Origin of the sequence: Geomonas diazotrophica (genome assembly GCF_018919385.1) — a bacterium.
Classification (GTDB): Bacteria; Desulfobacterota; Desulfuromonadia; order Geobacterales; family Geobacteraceae; genus Geomonas; species Geomonas diazotrophica.
Genome location: NZ_JAHLMF010000016.1, coordinates 44430 through 59380, shown reverse-complemented (window position 1 = coordinate 59380; position 14951 = coordinate 44430). Strand labels below are relative to the sequence as shown.

Here is a 14951-nt window from a genome sequence, read left to right as displayed (position 1 = left end):
TGAACAGTCCCCCTTGTCCAGAGATGGCTGCACCCGCCCGGTGCCCCTTCCCGCAATAATGGGGACGCAGGGTGGGTGGAGATAATGAAGTTTAATATGCTACCACTAATTTGTTTCAAGGAAAGGAAGGCGCGTCCGGGAGAGGGACGCCGGAGGGGCGGGGAGCGGGCGGGATGTCAGCGCGACACCAGTTCCGGGGGGGGAGCGAGCGAGAACCTGTGGAAGATCTCCTCGATGAGGTCGGAAAGGGTCGGGTCGAGGTTGCGGTTCTTCTCCAGGACCAGGCGCCGCGGCCTGGAGGGGGCGAACCCCCTGACCTGGTGGCTGACCAGCGAACCGTCGGCCAGGTGAGCGGCGACCACGCTGCGGGAGATGAAAGTGATCCCCTCGCCGGCCTGGACCGCCTTGATGATGAACGGGATGTCGTCGAAGTAGACGGTGTTGCGGAACTCGGCGGCGTCGCGGCCGATGACGTGCATGCTTTTTTCCAGGAAGCGCCGGGCGCAGCAGCCGGACTTCTTGCAGTACAGGCGCTGGCCGAGCATGGTTTCCACGTCGACCACTTTGGCGTCGATGCCGAAGGCGGGCCTGCTCACGAAGACCATCTCGTCGTCGGGGAGCGCATAGACGGCGAAATCCTCGAGGTTCAGATCCTCGCAGAATTCGATCAGAACCAGGTCGTACAGCTTTTCCCTCACCCCCTTCAGGGCTCCTTCGGGCATGTCGAAGACGAAGCTCAGTTCGCTGGTCTGGGAGTTGCGCGACATGAAGCGCGTGAAGATGTCCGGCAGGAAGGAGATGCCGAAGGGGGCGGTGCAGCAGAAGGAGATCTTGCGTTTACGCGCCAGAAGCTGCAGTTCGTACAGGAATTCCTGCTCCATCTTCAGTACCTGGCGCGCCTTCTCGACCAGCAGTTGTCCCGCGGCCGTCGGTTTCATCGCGAGGCCGGAGCGGTCCAGAAGGAGCTGTCCGTAATGGTCCTCGAGGATCTTGATCCTGCGGGAGACGGCGGACTGTGTCACACAGAGGATCTCGGCCGCCTTGGAAAAGCTGCCGCACTCGACCGAGACAACGAGTGTTTTCAGATTGGTGAAATCCATGTATTTCGCCCCAGTGATGCCGGCTATGCCAAACACGCATAGGCTGTGTGAGAATATGTCGTTTGTGCATATTGCAAAAAACTTATATAGATTGCAACAGCCGATTTGAGGAAGAAGTCAGACCGAGTCAAACAAAAGTGTTAAATATCATTAATTACTATGCCTTTTGCGCATGATGCTATGAATAATTTTCACTTGAGTAGTTTACCCCATTACGCGAAATGGCAACAATGAGCTGTTCAGTCAGATTGCCTTCAGCGCCATATATAGAATTCCTTTCAAATAACACAGTTGCGGCAATACGTGCTATGGACGACTCATCGTCGTGTCAGATTTCAGTTCTCTTGCTTAAGTTATTTAGCCGCCTCACCCAGTAAGTGAACATTCTTGACATAAAACGAAATTATTTTAACTTATGGACGCGGTATCTTTGACTGTATTAATCAAGCAGAAAGGAGGAGGGGACGTTCAAGGTAGTTGAAGCCATATTTTAGCCAATCCAAAGGAGGTTGTATGTCGGAAAAGATGATGAAGAAGAGCAGGGTATTGCTGTTCTCGCTGCTCGGCCTTTTGGCCGTAGCGGTACTCAGCATCTGGGGGTGCGGTGATACCAGCTATGACAGCCCTGCCAAGGGTGTTACCACGACCAAAACTGCAACCGCACTGATCGAGCCAGCGGAACTGAGCCAGTGGATCACCGAGGGCAAGGTGAACAAGGCCGGTGGCTACGACCGGGTGGTGATACTCCAGGTCGACGGGACCGTCACCAACTACGATCTCGGGCACATCGCAGGTTCCCAGAGCGTCGGTCTCAACACCGAACTGGCCCAGACCCGCGTGGAAGGGCCTATGTACACCGGTTCCATGGTTCCTGACGGGACCACGATGGATACCCTGATCCAGCGCGCCGGCATAGACGCAAACACGACCATCGTCTTCACCACCTCCGAGGCTGAGAGCGGGTCGCCCTGGAACCTCACCAGGGGCTACACCGTGTTCCGCTACTGGGGCTTCCCCAAGGAGAGGCTCAAGGTCCTCAACGGCGGCAACAAGGCCTGGAAGGCGGCGGGGATGCCGCTGGTCTTCGACAAGCCGACCGTCGCCAGGTCGAGCTACGCGGTTACCCCCAACGGCGTGAACCGGGTAAGGGCGGACCTGAGGGCTTCCCTCGCCGACATGATCGCCGCGGTCAACGCGGGAACCGCAACCAACGATTTCATCGACGGCAGGAGCACCGACGTCCCGGCCGGCCCCACCTCGGACCTGATCGACACCTCGACCCCGACCAAGTACGTGGTCTTTGAAGGAGCCGTGCACGGTGGCCGCAACAAGGCGCACACCCTCCTGCACACCGCCGGCAAATTCAAGTCCGTCGCCGAGGTGCAGACGGCGCTGGCCATCCCGGCGGGACGCACCTCTATCTACACCATCTGCCGCGCCGGCAACATCGCCAGCGTCCTCTTCTTCGCCATCGACGGCTACGCCTACTACAACGAGACCACCGCCGGAGCCCTGAAGGCGGTATGGTACGACGGTTCCTGGGGACAGTGGGGGCTCATGGCCAGCTCGGACAAGGTCGGCACCACCCTGGCCAACGCAGGGGGCAAGCTCGCCGTGGGTTCCATCTGGGATACCACCGGGCTGACCGATTCGCGCACCTACAACATCGATGCGGGACGCGCCATCGTCACCTACAGCACCAGGCTGCTGAGCCCGGAGCCCACCTACGCGACCGGCAACCAGATCGAGGATACCGACGCCGCCTACCATAGCCCGGTCAGCACCAGCAGCGGCAGCGGCACCACCGGCGGCGGAGGCGGCTGCTAACGGGCGCCGGGTGCAGCTTACCGATCATCAATCGACCACATAGGGAGTAGACGACCATGATCAATATCAACAAGACCGTCTGTGCCGCCCTTCTGGGGCTGGCGCTGGCCAGCGGAACCGCATATGCAGGACCCAAGATGACCTTCGGCCCCAACGACGAGGGGGCGCTGCAGCTGGACTACAAGGGCCAGTTCCAGATGACCTTCCGCGACATCGGCTCGGGAGACAACGATGAGGACACCACGGCCAACTTCAACTTCCGCCGCAACCGCCTCGCCTTGATGGGCAAGTACGGCGACATGATGTCGCTCTACGTGCAGACCGAGTACACCGACGACCAGAACCTGACCCCACTCGACGTGGCCAGGGAGAACCAGGGCTCCAACTTCCAGCTCCTGGACGCGGTGGTGCGCTTCAAGATCGACAACGCCTTCCGCATCAACGTCGGCAAGTTCAAGTACAACCTCTCCCGCGAGAACCTGGAGGCGTGCGAGGCGCCGCTCACCCTGGACCGTTCGCTCTTCATCCGCGCGCCCTACGTGACCACCCGCGACACGGGGGTCGCCATCTGGGGGAACCTGTTCAACGACATGTTCCAGTACCGCGTGGACGCCATGGAGGGACGCAAGGCTGTCTCAGGCGAAACCGCGCCTGCCTCCAACTTCCGCTACTCGGCACGCGCCCACGTGACGCTGCTCGACCCGGAAAACGACTACGGCTACAAGGGCACCTACCTGGGCAAGAAGAAGGTTGCCACCTTCGGGGCGGCCTACCAGTTCGAGCCGGACGTCGCCTATGCCGACACCGTCGCGAGGACCGGGAAGAAGGACTACAAGGCATGGACCTTCGACGGTTTCGTTGAATACCCCGTGGAAGGGCTCGGGACATTCACCGCGTCCGGGGCCTACGAGAAGGTCGATCTGGACGACGCCTACCTGGGAGACAACCCCGACGCCAACGCGGCCGGGATCAACGGGGAGAAGAACGGCTACTACGTCAAGGCGGGCTACCTGCTCCCCAACATCCCGCTGCAGCTCTTCGTCCGGCACGAGAACTGGAAGTTCGCCAACCTCAACGGCATCTACGACCAGCGCGTTTTCTGGACCGGCGGCGGCATGAACTACTACCTGCGTGACCAGAACCTGAAGCTCACCTTCGAGGCCAACTCGACCGGTTTCCGCAACGGCAGCGGGACCCAGGCCGACAGGACCGAGGACTTCATGACCTACGTGACCCAGCTCCAGGTGATCTTCTAGCGGGCAAACAACAAAGGAGGATGAACATGTTGCGTAAAGCGATGCGAATGGCGGCCGCGGCCGTAATGACGATATCCCTTGCGACGGCGGCCTTCGCGGCAGGCCCGGCCAAGGGGAAGGTGACCAAGGTGGAAGGGGAGCAGGTAACGGTGACGCTGGAAGCCCCCGCTCCGGCCTTCGTGAAAAAGGGTGCCATGGTCAACTCTCTGGGGGGGAGCCCGAAGGTGCTCGCCGTGCAGGGGAACGAGGTGACGCTGAAGTTCGGCAAGGCCAAGGCGGAGAAGATAAAGGTCGATTCCCCGATCTCCCTCTCGGAGTGCGAGGGGGACGAACTGCAGGGCTGCTGACAGGGAGGGGCGCCCGCCACGGCGGGCGCCCCTCCTGATGTGCTAACCGGAAACGACAGAGGGAACCATGAAGAGAATGAATGTGCAGGCAAGCCTCGCGGCCGCTCTTCTTTTTGCGCTGGCGGCCCCAGCTTTTGCAGGGAAGGCCGGCATCGGCTGGCAGGAAACGATAGTGGCCAAATCGGGGAAGGCGAAGACCATCGCCGAGCTGGCCAAGATGTACGACTCGAGCTCCTGCGTGGAGTGCCACCAGGAGCAGCATGACCAGGCCCAGAAATCGATTCACTCGCGCTCCCTTTTCGGGACGGCGCGCACGGCGATGACCATCATGACCACCATCGAGAACGGCCTCATGGAGGAGCCCTATTCCGGGGTGAAGAGCCCGAAGGACGTCAAGGTCGAGCACCTCATGGGGTGCGCCAAGTGCCACCTGCCGCAACTGGCGGACGCCGAGGACTCGGTGGCCCAGGAGCTGGTGGCGACGCTGTACGGCTGGAAAGAGGCCAGGGCCAAAAAGGACAAGGAGGGGGCCAAGAAGCTGGAGGAGAAGCTGAAGAGTGTCTCCATCAACTGCCTGGTCTGCCACAACAGGAACGCCATCACGCACAAGTGGCAGGACGGCTATCCCAAGGCGGGGGTGGTGTACGGTTCCAAGGAGGGGGATCATCCCTCCGACAAGTTCCCCAAGATGGCCAAGAGCCCGATCATGGACCAGGCGATCCAGTGCGGCCAGTGCCACGGTCTGGGGCCGAACCTGGAACTGGACGAGCCGACCCAGTGCTGTACCTCCTACGGCAGCTACCTCTGGGCCTACAAGGCCGAGGTGGGGCAGGAGAACTGCCAGGAATGCCACATGAAGAACTCCAAGCTCGGCCACAACATCCAGTCCTACCGCGAGCCCGCCATGACCGACAAGGCGGTGGAGTTCAAGGCCGAGGCGTTCGGCTACCACTGGCGCGACGGAGCCCAGATCAAGCCCAAGGCGGTGGTCAAGGTCGAGATGGTGAACCGGGCGGGGCACTCCATACCGGACGGCTGACCGACCCCCAACCGACTGGTTCTGTCGGTAACAGCCAAGACCAAGGATGGCAAGGAAGTGTTCAACCAGGAGAAGATCTACATGCCGGTGCCCCAGCAGTTGGCCAGAGGGGACCGGATGGGGCGCGGCCCCTACGAGAAGAGCGGCCTGATCGAGGACACCGGGCTTCCGCCGGGCAAGCTGGTGAAGGAGCGCTTCGACATCATGTATCCCCTGGAGGAGGTCGAGGTCGACGGCAAGACGGTGAACAAGCCTGCCGTCTACGACCTGGACATCGAGGTGAAGCTCACCTATCTCCCCTTCGGCACCCCCAACAGCGATCCCTTCGTCTGGAAGGAGTTCACCAAGACGGTGAGCATCAGCAAGAGCGGGAAATAGGGGCTCAGAATCAACAGGTCCTGGTTTGCAATGTGCCGGCATCGGGAGCGATGCCGGCTTTTTTTTGTCGGACGTTCATGAAAGGTTTTGGATAACGGCTCCGATTTGACTATAATGCGCGGGACTTCAGGAGAAGAAACAGCGGGCGACATGAAATCGACTGGGAGCGCGAAAAATCGAGCGCCAAGCGCAGGGGGAAGGCGCCGCCGGAAAGCTTTGCTCCTTTCCCTGCTGCCCCTCCTCGCCTTTGCCGGCTGCGGCGGCAACTCCCCGGCCGCGTCGGGGTGCCTCTCCTGCCATGCCGGCATCGAGCACGTCTCGGCCACGCACCGCGACTGCGTTGCCTGCCACGGCGGCGACGGCAAGGCCCGGGTGAAGGAGGCGGCGCACCGCGGCATGTACGGGCGCAACAACCCGTCCGCGCCCGAACATTGGGACAAAAGCTGCGGCTCGTGCCACCTGTACCAGCTGGACCGGGTGAAATCGAACCTGATGTACACCACGACCGGGATGATCCGGAACATCCGGCTCACCTGGGAGGGGCCGGAGGAGGGGGACTACGCCAGCCGCGCCGGGGAGGCCTACGATCCGGCCGGCAGGGCGCTGCAGCTGAAGCCCGTGGCTGAACTCGACCACCTCTCCGGCGAGCTGTACCGCAAGTTCTGCTCCCAGTGCCACGTGGCCCGGGAGAGCGGGGAGGTGTACGGTGAGAGCCACGCCTCGGGGTGCGCCGCCTGCCACTTCCCCTACAACGACCGGGCCACCTACCGGGGCGACGACGCCACCGTGCGGGGGAGGCGACCTTACGCGGCGACCCACGCCATGGAGCGGCTCCCCGGCAACGAGGTCTGCTCCCGGTGCCACAACCGCAGCGGACGCATCACCTACTCCTACCAGGGGCTGAACGACGGCAACAACGGGCTGGTGCCGACCCGCTTCGGGCTGCCGGGACCGGTGCTCGCCAGCGGCAACAGGAACCTCACCCGCATCGCCCCCGACGTCCACTTCGCGGCGGGCATGGACTGCATCGACTGCCACACCTCGCGCGACCTCATGGGGGACGGCTACGCCTACCGCAACATGTACCTGCAGACCGAGATCGGCTGCGAGGACTGCCACGGAGGCGCCAGGCCGCCGCGCTACCGCGAGATCTCGGGCGAGAGCGACGAGGCGCTGCGGGAGTCCCAGGGGTACCGGATGCAGATGCGTCCCGGGATGAAGATGATCCTCACCGCCAAGGGGCGCCCCTACTCCAACGTCTTTTACCGGGACGGCGCGGTCTGGGTGCTGGGGAAACGGAGCGGGAGGCTCTTCAAAAGCCGGGTCATCACCGGGACCCCGGAGCATACCGTGGCGGGGCACGGCCGGATGGAGTGCTACTCCTGCCACAGCCGCACCGTGGTCCAGTGCTACGGCTGCCACACAAGCTACGACAAGACCCGGTCCGCCATGGACTACGTGAAGGGGGTGCCGACCCCCGGGCGCTTCAGCGAAAAGGAAGATTACCGCACCCTCTACCCTTTCCCGCTCGCCCTGAACCAGCGCGGCAGGATCTCCACGGTCACCCCTGGCTGCCAGACCTTCGTGAGCGTGGTGGAGCCGGACGGGAGCGTGTCCAAAAACGAGTACGTGGCACGCTTCAAGGGAAAGCAGCAGCTCCGCTTCGCCCCCTTCTATTCGCATAACACCGGGAAGAAGGCGATCGGCTGCGGCGAGTGCCACGGCAACCCCGCCTTCCTCGGTTTCGGGCAGCACGTGGTTTCCGGCCGGAACATCGAGGGAACCATGATCTGCGAGCAGTCGGCGGACAAGCCGCTGGACGGCTTTCTGACCCTGCAGGAGGGGAGAGTGCGGGCGTATTCGGCCATCACCCGGGAGCACTCCCGCCCGCTGAACGGAACGGAGGTGCGGCGCGCCCTGGCGGTGAACCTCTGCCTGGTCTGTCACGACAAGGCCGCCGACCCCATCTATCGAAAGGAGCTGGACCATCGTGCGCTCAATGATGCGCTGCATCGTCGCCTTATCCCTGCTCCTTAGCGCGACCGTCACTTTCGGCAAGGAGAACTGCACGGTCTGCCACAAGAAGGTGGTCAAGGGGGTGCACCGGGGCCTTCCCTGCCTCTCCTGCCACCTGGACGAGACCAGGACCCTGGCCAATCCCGCCTCCCGGGAGAGCCGGGCCGCCGGTTGCGTCGGCTGCCACAAGGGGTACGCCGCGCTCTTTGACCAGCCCATGGGGAGCCGTCGCGGCGAACTCGATTTCGTCGCGGCGAGCTACGGCCGGGTCGACCCAGGGTTCTTCGGCAAGAACTGCAGCGCCTGCCACCTCAAAGGGTGCACCGACTGCCACGCCGGAAAGGGGCACGACATCGCCAGGCCGCGCGACCGCGACTGCTTTGCCTGCCACAAGGGGTACTTCGTCGGGACCGATTACTACGGCATGGCCCCGCGCGAGGACAGCATGCGCTACCAGCGCGGCGAGGTCGCCTACGGCGAGGCCTACCTCAAGATGACCCCGGACCTCCACGCGGAGGCGGGGCTCGCCTGCGGCGACTGCCACTCCATGAAAAGCCTCGCCGCCGGTGGGAAGGCGGCCAAGGTCTGTACCGACTGTCACGAGCCGGACCGGAGGGTGCCGGAGCACCGCATAGCGGCCCACCTGGAAAAAATGGAGTGCTATGCCTGCCACTCGGCGTGGGCGGCCCAGGAGTACGGCACCTTTTTTCTGCGCTTCACCAACAGCCCTTCGCAGGAGCTCTACGCGCTGCGGCGGGACCAAGGCGCCGAGGAGTACCTGAAGAGTGCCTACCTGAGGCGGCAGGATGCCCCTCCGCTTGGGTTGAACGGGCGGGGGAGGGTGAGCCCCGTCAGACCCGAGTTCATCGCCTACTTCACCGACGTCAGGAACGACCGGGCGGTGTGGGACGAGAACCGGCTCCTGGCGGCCCGGTGGAAGGCCTTCTTCCCCCACACGGTGCGCCGGGGTACCGTGATGTGCGAGGGGTGCCACGACAACCCGCGCCGCTTCCTGCTCGAGCGCAAGGAGGACCGCATCTACCAGCTGCAGGCCGAGGGGATGACGCTTCCCTCCTTTTGGGATGCTTCGGGGCAGCAGGTGACAAACGGCGCGTTCTACCCGGCGCGGCGTTACCGGGACATGGGCGGCAGGACGGGTGATTACCGGAGGGCGTACCTGGAAAAATGGCAGAACTTGGTCAATCACGTCGAAACTTCCTCGGCACCCTGATCGCGCTGGCCGCGGGAGGATGGTTCCTCGGGAAGTTCCTGGCGCCGCAGCAAAGGCGCAAAAAGACGCTCCTCACGGTGGCGAAACGGGACCTCCCGCACGACGGGGCCCTGGTGTACCGCGAGGCGCGCATCGCGCTGCTGAACCGGGGAGGGCGGGTCTACGCCCTGAACCTGGTCTGCACCCATCTTGGCTGCACGGTCAACGTCACCCCGGCGGGGCTGGTCTGCCCCTGCCACGGATCCGAGTTCGACCGTGAGGGGAGGGTGGTGAAGGGGCCCGCCGACCGCGCCCTGGAGCGCTACCAGGTGAACGCCGTGGGGGACACCTACCAGGTTACGGCGTAATGCGCTCTCCCTCGCCTTTGACCGGAGTACGCCTCCCGGATGGGGGAGGCTTGGCGGGATCTTGACGGAGAAAACGCTGCACCGTTCCAGCTGGAGCTACACGTGATCAAGGATTTCCTGAGACATCTCTTCCCGCGCGCGGTGCTGCAAAGGGACCTGACCCTTTCCTATACCCTCTGCCTGGGGGGGCTCGCCTTCACCAGCCTGATGCTGCTGGCCGCCTCGGGGGCGTTGCTCCTTTTCCACTACCAGCCAACCCCGGCCGCCGCCTACCCCTCCATCCTCCTCTTGGAGTCGTCGGTCTGGGGAGGGCGCTACCTGAGAAGCCTGCACCGGCTCGCCAGCCACCTGTTCCTGGTGCTTATCGTGCTGCACACCCTGCGGGTGATCCTGACCGGCGCCTACCAAAAGCCCAGGCAGCTCAACTGGCTGGTCGGCTGCGCCCTCCTGCTGCTGGCGGTTTTCGAGGGGTACACCGGCTACCTCCTGCCGATGGACCAGCTCGCCCTCTGGGCCACCCAGACCGGGATGGAGCTTTTGCACATCATGCCGCTTGGTGGGGCGCTGCGCGCGGTGCTGGTGCCGGACGGGGTGGGTGAGCCGGCCTCGCTGCTCAGGTTCTACGTGCTGCACATCCTCATGGTCCCGGGAGCGCTCCTCTTTCTGAGCGGGCTTCACTTCTACCGGATCAGGAAGAACAAGGGGGTGCTCCCCTACCTATGAAAAGAGGGTACCTAAAGAGTTCGCCGCACTTCTTCCGGCTCATCAAGATCGCGCTGGCCGTCACGGTCGTGGCAGTCATGCTCCTGGCGGCGCTGGTCCCGGCCCCCCTGCAGGACCAGGCCAACCTCGCCCGGGTGCCCAACCCGGTCAAGTCCGCCTGGTTCCTCCTCTGGATCCAGGAGCTGGTCAGCTACTCGAAATACCTCATCTACCTGGTGCTGGCGCTGGCGGCCTGTTTCCTCGCTCTGCCCTGGCTCTCCAGGTCGGCGCCGCCGCAGCACGCCTGCTGGTTCCCCCGCGAGAGCCGGGGCATCACCCGCGCGGCGCTCCTCTCCTGCGTGCTCGTGCTTTCGCTGACTCTCCTGGCGATGTTCTGCAGAGGTGCCAATTGGCAGTTCGTCTCCCCCTTCTGATCCTGCTGGCCCTCCTGTCGGCACCGGTGGCTGCACGGGGGGGAATGCCCTCCTGCCTCAAGTGCCACCCCGCGCACTACCGCGCCCTGGGAAGCTGCGTGGCCTGCCACCGCGGCGACCCCCGCTCGGACCGGGTGCGCATCGCCCACCACGACCTGGTGCAGGGACGCTTCGCCTGGTTTGCCCTCCCCGGCTCGGGGCCCACGGAACGGGGGCGCAGGCTCCTGGAAGGCTTCGCCTGCCGGCGCTGCCACACCTCGGCAGGGAAGGGGAACCGTCTTGCTGCCGACCTCGACCTGCTCCCGGCTGGGACCACGGCGCAGGGTATCTTCGAGGCGATCGGAAACCCGGCGCTGTTGATGCCTCAGTTTCACTTCGACGACCGGCAGAAAACGGAGCTGGTGAATGCGGTGCTGGCGGGTGCGCGGGAAGCCGGGCGCAAGGCGGGAAAAGCGGAGGGGGAGCCGCCCCAGGTGGTGCATTTCCAGGACGGGGATGCAAGCCGGGAAAACGTCTTCGAGAAGCGCTGCGGCGCCTGCCACCGGGCGCTCACCCGCGCCCGGGGAGGAGTGGGGCGCGGCAGCATCGGCCCCAACCTCTCGGGGCTTTTGTCGGAGTTCTACCCCAAGACCGCGGCAGGCCGCACCGCCTGGAGCGCGACGGCGCTGGAAAAGTGGCTGGATAACCCGAGGAAAAGCCGGGAGCAGACCCAGATGCGGCCGGTGATCATGAAACCGGGCGAGTTTGACAGGCTGGTGCCCCTTTTGGCCGACCCCCCGGCCCCGTAAGCGGGGCCAGGTCCCCCTGTCCGCCGGGCTGCCCGAAATAAAGAAGCCCCGCCGGATACCGGGTCCGGCGGGGCTCTCCCTTCCCCCATCTCAAGGAGGTGAGAGTCGGGGGGGGGATCTTTAGCCGTGCACGATCTCCTCGAGGCTGCTGGCTATGGTGGTCGAGGTGGCGGCCTGCTCCTCGGAGGCCGTGGCGATCTGCGCGATGACGTGCTCGATCTGCTCGATGGAGTTGACGATGTTGGCGAGCGAGCTGTCGACCTGGTGAGAGAGCGCCTCGCTCACCTCGGCCTCGCTCTTGCCCCGCTCTATTGACTCCACAGCCAGGGAGGTCTCCTTCTGGATCTCCTCGACCATGAGCCGGATCTCCTTGGTGGAGGCCACGGTGCGGTCGGCGAGCCGGCGCACCTCGTCGGCCACCACGGCGAAGCCGCGCCCCTGTTCGCCCGCCCGGGCGGCCTCGATGGCCGCGTTCAGCGCCAGCAGGTTGGTCTGGTCGGCGATGTCGTTGATGACGGCGACGAACTCGCCGATCTTGGCCGACTTCTCCCCCAGTTTGCCGACGATCCCCGCCGAATCCCGCACGATGTCGGCCACCTTGCGCATCTCGCTCACGGCCTGGCTCACCACGCTCTGCCCCTCGCGGGCGTTGCCGGCCACCTCGGCGGCGGAGTCGGCCGCGTTCACCGTGTTGCGCGCCACCTCGTTCACCGTCATGCTCATCTCTTCCATGGCGGTGGCGATCTGGGTCACCCGCGTCTCCAGGTACTCCTTGCGCTCGACTGCCTCCCGCTGGTGCTGCTCCACCGCCTTCTCGGCGGTGATGTCGTTCCAGCAGGCCATGTAGCAGAGCACCTTGGAAGGGTCCCTGCTGTCCCAGATCGGATAGGTCGAGGTGCGCAGGGTCACTTCACCGATCGGGATCTCGGCGGAATGCGGCATCCTCCCCCGCGGCTCCCCGAAGATGGCGCGGATCCGCGCCGGGTCCTTGTGGAACTGATGGATGCTGTTCCCGTCGGCGTTGGCGACGTCGGCACCGCGCAGCCCGGCGTTCAACTGGCTCCGGTACTGCTGCATCAGGCTGCGGGCCTGACGGTTCATGTAGATGATCCTGTTCTCGTTGCTGGTGTCGCAGAGCATGACGATGTTGTCCACGTTGTCGAGCATCTGCGCCAGTTTGGCGATTTCCACGGCCTGCTCGTCGATCTTGCCCTGATTGGAGGCGCCGAAAAGTTTCATCACAGCTCCCTTCGCGCCTCGAAAGGCGCCGGTTCGGTGGTGCTCCCCCGGCATGGCACTGCGCGCGGAGATGCACAAGTCAGTTTTCTTCATCGGCAGGAACCGCAGCAACTTTAATGGGAAGGATTGTTGTCGAGGGAGCTAACGTGGGAGTTTTGCTCGCGGCCGCTGCGCAACCTCCCTTCCCCGCCCCCCATGCCAAACCCTATCCGTGCCTCGGCGCGGCACACACACCAGCAACCGGACCAAGGGGCAGGGCTGCCGGACGCGGCGGCCGCCGACGGGAGGCGGGGATGCACGAAGCCGGCAGGGGCCCCTTTCGAGCCGGAACTGTCATAGGGATTGTGACTTCAGTCACAGGGAGACGATAAAGCTGTCAAAAAAGGGTTATCTCTGACACAAGCAGGAACATTGCAGTGGACTAATTCCCGAAGGAGGTGTAAGTTTTATTCCTAATTGAAGCACTTCCTTCCTTTCCTCCCATATAAAGCCGTATTTACTGGATCTGCTTGTCGTTGATGTAGGGCAACTTGCTGTCTGGAGAAATACATGGTCACCTCGTGCTACTCCGGAAACGCTGCCGACGACCTCGACAGTCCCCCCGCGCTCCTGCTTGAGTCCGCCCTGATCGGCATGGACCGTCTTGCCATGCAGCAGATCTATGCCGATTCCGGCCTCTCCCCCCTCTGTTTCTGTGAACAGGTGATCGCACCGGCACTCTCCGTCATCGGCGAGAAGTGGGATCGCGGCGACCTCTCCCTCTCCCATGTCTACATGAGCGGGCGCCTCTGCGAGGAATTCATGGAGCAGGTGCTCGGGGGGCGCTCACCGTTCGCCGGGGAGCACAGGCGCGTGGCGCTGGCGGTGCTCGAGGATTACCATCTGCTGGGCAAGCGCCTGGTGGGGTTCGTGCTCAAGGGGGCGGGGATCTCCTACCTCGATTACGGCACGGTGGGCGCTCAGGAACTGGTCCGCCGCGTGCAGCGTGACGAGGTGGGGGTGCTGCTGATCTCGGCCCTGATGCTCCCGTCCGCCCTGAAGGTGCGCGAGGTGCGCGACGCCCTGGACCGGCTCGGGGTGGAGTGCCGGATCGTGGTGGGAGGCGCCCCTTTCCGCCTCGACCCCGCCCTGTATCAGGAAGTGGGTGCGGACCTTGGGTGCGACACCGCCTCGCAGGTGCTGCTCGCCCTGGCGCAGCTGCCGGAGGGTAAGTCATGACCAGCATGGAGCGGGTCCTCACCACGGCGTCGCACCGGGAACCGGACCGGGTCCCGCTTTTCTTGCTCCTTTCCCTGCACGGCGCGCGCGAGCTGGGGCTCACCATCGAGAACTACTTCTCCAGGGCGGAGCACGTGGTGCAGGGGCAGCTGCGCATGCTGGAGCGCTACGGCCACGACTGCATCTACTCCTTCTTCCACGCCTCGCTGGAGGCGGAGGCCTGGGGGGGGAGCACCATCTTCAAGGAGGACGGCCCTCCCAACGCAGGCCCCCCCCCGGTTAAGGCCGAGGCGATCGCCTCGCTCGTCCCGCCGCGGGTCGCGGAGCAGCCGGGTCTCAGGCGGGTGCTGGATGCGCAGCGTGCCCTGAGGCGGGAGGTCGGGGACTCGGTCCCCATCGTGGGGGTGGTCATGTCTCCCTTCTCGCTCCCGGTGATGCAGCTGGGCTTCGACCACTACCTCGACCTCATCTTCGATCGCCCCGACCTCATGCAAAGGCTCATGGAGCTAAACGGAGCCTTCTGCGCCGAGTGGGCCAACGCCCAGCTTGCCGCCGGGGCACACGCCATCTGCTACTTCGATCCGCTCGCCTCCCCGAAGATGATCGACCCCGTCCTCTACCGCCGTTATGGAGCACCCGCCGCGCAAAAGACGATAGCCGCGATCGCCGGGCCTACCGCCACCCACCTCGCCTCCGGTCCCTGCCTCCCGGTGGTGGACGACCTTGTCGCCACCGGCACGGCCATGGTCGGGGTGGGGGAGGAGGATCTCGTTGCGGTCAAGGAGGCCTGCCGCGGCCGGCTCACCGTCATCGGCAACCTCAACGGCATTCGGATGCGTTCCTGGGACGAGGCCGCCACCCTGGCTGCCGTCAAGGAGGCCATCGATGCGGCGGCCTCCGGCGGCGGTTTCATCCTATCAGACCAGCACGGCGAGATCCCCTGGCAGGTACCTGAAACGACCCTGGAACTGATCGGCGAGGCGGTGCGCGCATACGGCCGCTACCCGCTGACCGGCGGGAGGGGGTGAT

Annotated in this window: 14 protein-coding genes and 1 pseudogene; 12 read left to right on the top strand and 3 right to left on the bottom strand. The window is 64.3% G+C overall.

Annotated elements, in window-relative coordinates; genetic code table 11:
* Nucleotides 1–176: 176 nt before the first annotated feature.
* Nucleotides 177–1100: a LysR family transcriptional regulator gene (locus KOM00_RS17030; protein ID WP_216500115.1), complete on the bottom strand. Its 924-nt coding sequence runs from the start codon at nt 1098–1100 to the stop codon at nt 177–179.
* A gap of 513 nt (nt 1101–1613) precedes the next feature.
* Here KOM00_RS17030 and extH point away from each other — a divergent pair.
* From extH to extS, 10 genes are all read left to right on the top strand, one after another.
* Nucleotides 1614–2927, top strand: coding sequence for a selenite/tellurite reduction operon rhodanese-like protein ExtH (extH, locus tag KOM00_RS17025; RefSeq protein WP_216500114.1), 1314 nt, complete (start codon nt 1614–1616; stop codon nt 2925–2927).
* 56 nt (nt 2928–2983) lie between these two features.
* A complete protein-coding gene (extI, locus tag KOM00_RS17020) occupies nt 2984–4183 on the top strand; it encodes a selenite/tellurite reduction operon porin ExtI (RefSeq protein ID WP_216500113.1) in 1200 nt (399 codons plus the stop codon).
* 26 nt (nt 4184–4209) lie between these two features.
* The gene (gene extJ / locus KOM00_RS17015) at nt 4210–4530 is read left to right on the top strand and encodes a selenite/tellurite reduction operon protein ExtJ (RefSeq protein WP_216500112.1); all 321 of its coding nucleotides are present in this window, start codon (nt 4210–4212) and stop codon (nt 4528–4530) included.
* A gap of 67 nt (nt 4531–4597) precedes the next feature.
* Nucleotides 4598–5947, top strand: a complete 1350-nt coding sequence (extKL, locus tag KOM00_RS17010) for a multiheme c-type cytochrome (seleno)protein ExtKL (RefSeq protein WP_350297506.1) — start codon at nt 4598–4600, stop codon at nt 5945–5947.
* Nucleotides 5948–6097: 150 nt separating this feature from the next.
* Complete coding sequence (extM, locus tag KOM00_RS17000) at nt 6098–7984, top strand: selenite/tellurite reduction operon c-type cytochrome ExtM (protein WP_216500110.1); 1887 nt, start codon at nt 6098–6100, stop codon at nt 7982–7984.
* Nucleotides 7938–9194: a selenite/tellurite reduction operon b-type cytochrome iron-sulfur cluster-binding subunit ExtO gene (extO, locus tag KOM00_RS16995; RefSeq protein WP_216500109.1), complete on the top strand. Its 1257-nt coding sequence runs from the start codon at nt 7938–7940 to the stop codon at nt 9192–9194. The genes extM and extO overlap by 47 nt, the downstream gene beginning before the upstream one ends.
* Nucleotides 9149–9541, top strand: coding sequence for a QcrA and Rieske domain-containing protein (locus tag KOM00_RS16990; protein WP_216500108.1), 393 nt, complete (start codon nt 9149–9151; stop codon nt 9539–9541). The genes extO and KOM00_RS16990 overlap by 46 nt, the downstream gene beginning before the upstream one ends.
* Nucleotides 9542–9643: 102 nt before the next feature.
* Nucleotides 9644–10264: a cytochrome b N-terminal domain-containing protein gene (locus tag KOM00_RS16985; RefSeq protein WP_216500107.1), complete on the top strand. Its 621-nt coding sequence runs from the start codon at nt 9644–9646 to the stop codon at nt 10262–10264.
* Nucleotides 10261–10677, top strand: coding sequence for a selenite/tellurite reduction operon b-type cytochrome membrane protein ExtQ (gene extQ, locus KOM00_RS16980; RefSeq protein WP_216500106.1), 417 nt, complete (start codon nt 10261–10263; stop codon nt 10675–10677). Before KOM00_RS16985 ends, extQ begins: the two co-directional genes overlap by 4 nt.
* Nucleotides 10653–11465 (top strand): selenite/tellurite reduction operon c-type cytochrome lipoprotein ExtS, encoded by an 813-nt coding sequence (extS, locus tag KOM00_RS16975; protein WP_216500105.1) that lies wholly within the window; start codon nt 10653–10655, stop codon nt 11463–11465. Before extQ ends, extS begins: the two co-directional genes overlap by 25 nt.
* A gap of 120 nt (nt 11466–11585) precedes the next feature.
* Here the strand turns inward: extS and KOM00_RS21070 are convergent, their stop codons facing one another.
* Nucleotides 11586–12308, bottom strand: coding sequence for a methyl-accepting chemotaxis protein (locus tag KOM00_RS21070; RefSeq protein ID WP_407931694.1), 723 nt, complete (start codon nt 12306–12308; stop codon nt 11586–11588).
* A gap of 222 nt (nt 12309–12530) precedes the next feature.
* Nucleotides 12531–12632 (bottom strand): annotated as a pseudogene (locus KOM00_RS21065) (PAS domain-containing protein); the annotation flags it as partial.
* A 621-nt stretch (nt 12633–13253) separates the two neighbouring features.
* On the opposite strand from KOM00_RS21065, the gene KOM00_RS16965 reads away from it, so the two are divergent.
* Nucleotides 13254–13922 carry a cobalamin B12-binding domain-containing protein gene (locus KOM00_RS16965; protein ID WP_216500103.1) on the top strand — a complete coding sequence of 223 codons (669 nt, stop codon included), beginning with the start codon at nt 13254–13256 and terminating at the stop codon, nt 13920–13922.
* A complete protein-coding gene (locus tag KOM00_RS16960) occupies nt 13919–14950 on the top strand; it encodes a uroporphyrinogen decarboxylase family protein (RefSeq protein WP_216500102.1) in 1032 nt (343 codons plus the stop codon). The genes KOM00_RS16965 and KOM00_RS16960 overlap by 4 nt, the downstream gene beginning before the upstream one ends.
* Nucleotide 14951 lies beyond the last annotated feature (1 nt).

Coding starts and splice junctions, on each gene's coding strand:
- KOM00_RS16965 (WP_216500103.1), top strand. CDS start 13,254: ATGGTCACCTCGTGCTACTCCGGAAACGCTGCCGACGACCTCGACAGT.
- KOM00_RS16990 (WP_216500108.1), top strand. CDS start 9,149: ATGGCAGAACTTGGTCAATCACGTCGAAACTTCCTCGGCACCCTGATC.
- KOM00_RS21070 (WP_407931694.1), bottom strand. CDS start 12,308: ATGGCCTGCTGGAACGACATCACCGCCGAGAAGGCGGTGGAGCAGCAC.
- extM (WP_216500110.1), top strand. CDS start 6,098: ATGAAATCGACTGGGAGCGCGAAAAATCGAGCGCCAAGCGCAGGGGGA.
- KOM00_RS16960 (WP_216500102.1), top strand. CDS start 13,919: ATGACCAGCATGGAGCGGGTCCTCACCACGGCGTCGCACCGGGAACCG.
- extI (WP_216500113.1), top strand. CDS start 2,984: ATGATCAATATCAACAAGACCGTCTGTGCCGCCCTTCTGGGGCTGGCG.
- extQ (WP_216500106.1), top strand. CDS start 10,261: ATGAAAAGAGGGTACCTAAAGAGTTCGCCGCACTTCTTCCGGCTCATC.
- extH (WP_216500114.1), top strand. CDS start 1,614: ATGTCGGAAAAGATGATGAAGAAGAGCAGGGTATTGCTGTTCTCGCTG.
- extJ (WP_216500112.1), top strand. CDS start 4,210: ATGTTGCGTAAAGCGATGCGAATGGCGGCCGCGGCCGTAATGACGATA.
- KOM00_RS17030 (WP_216500115.1), bottom strand. CDS start 1,100: ATGGATTTCACCAATCTGAAAACACTCGTTGTCTCGGTCGAGTGCGGC.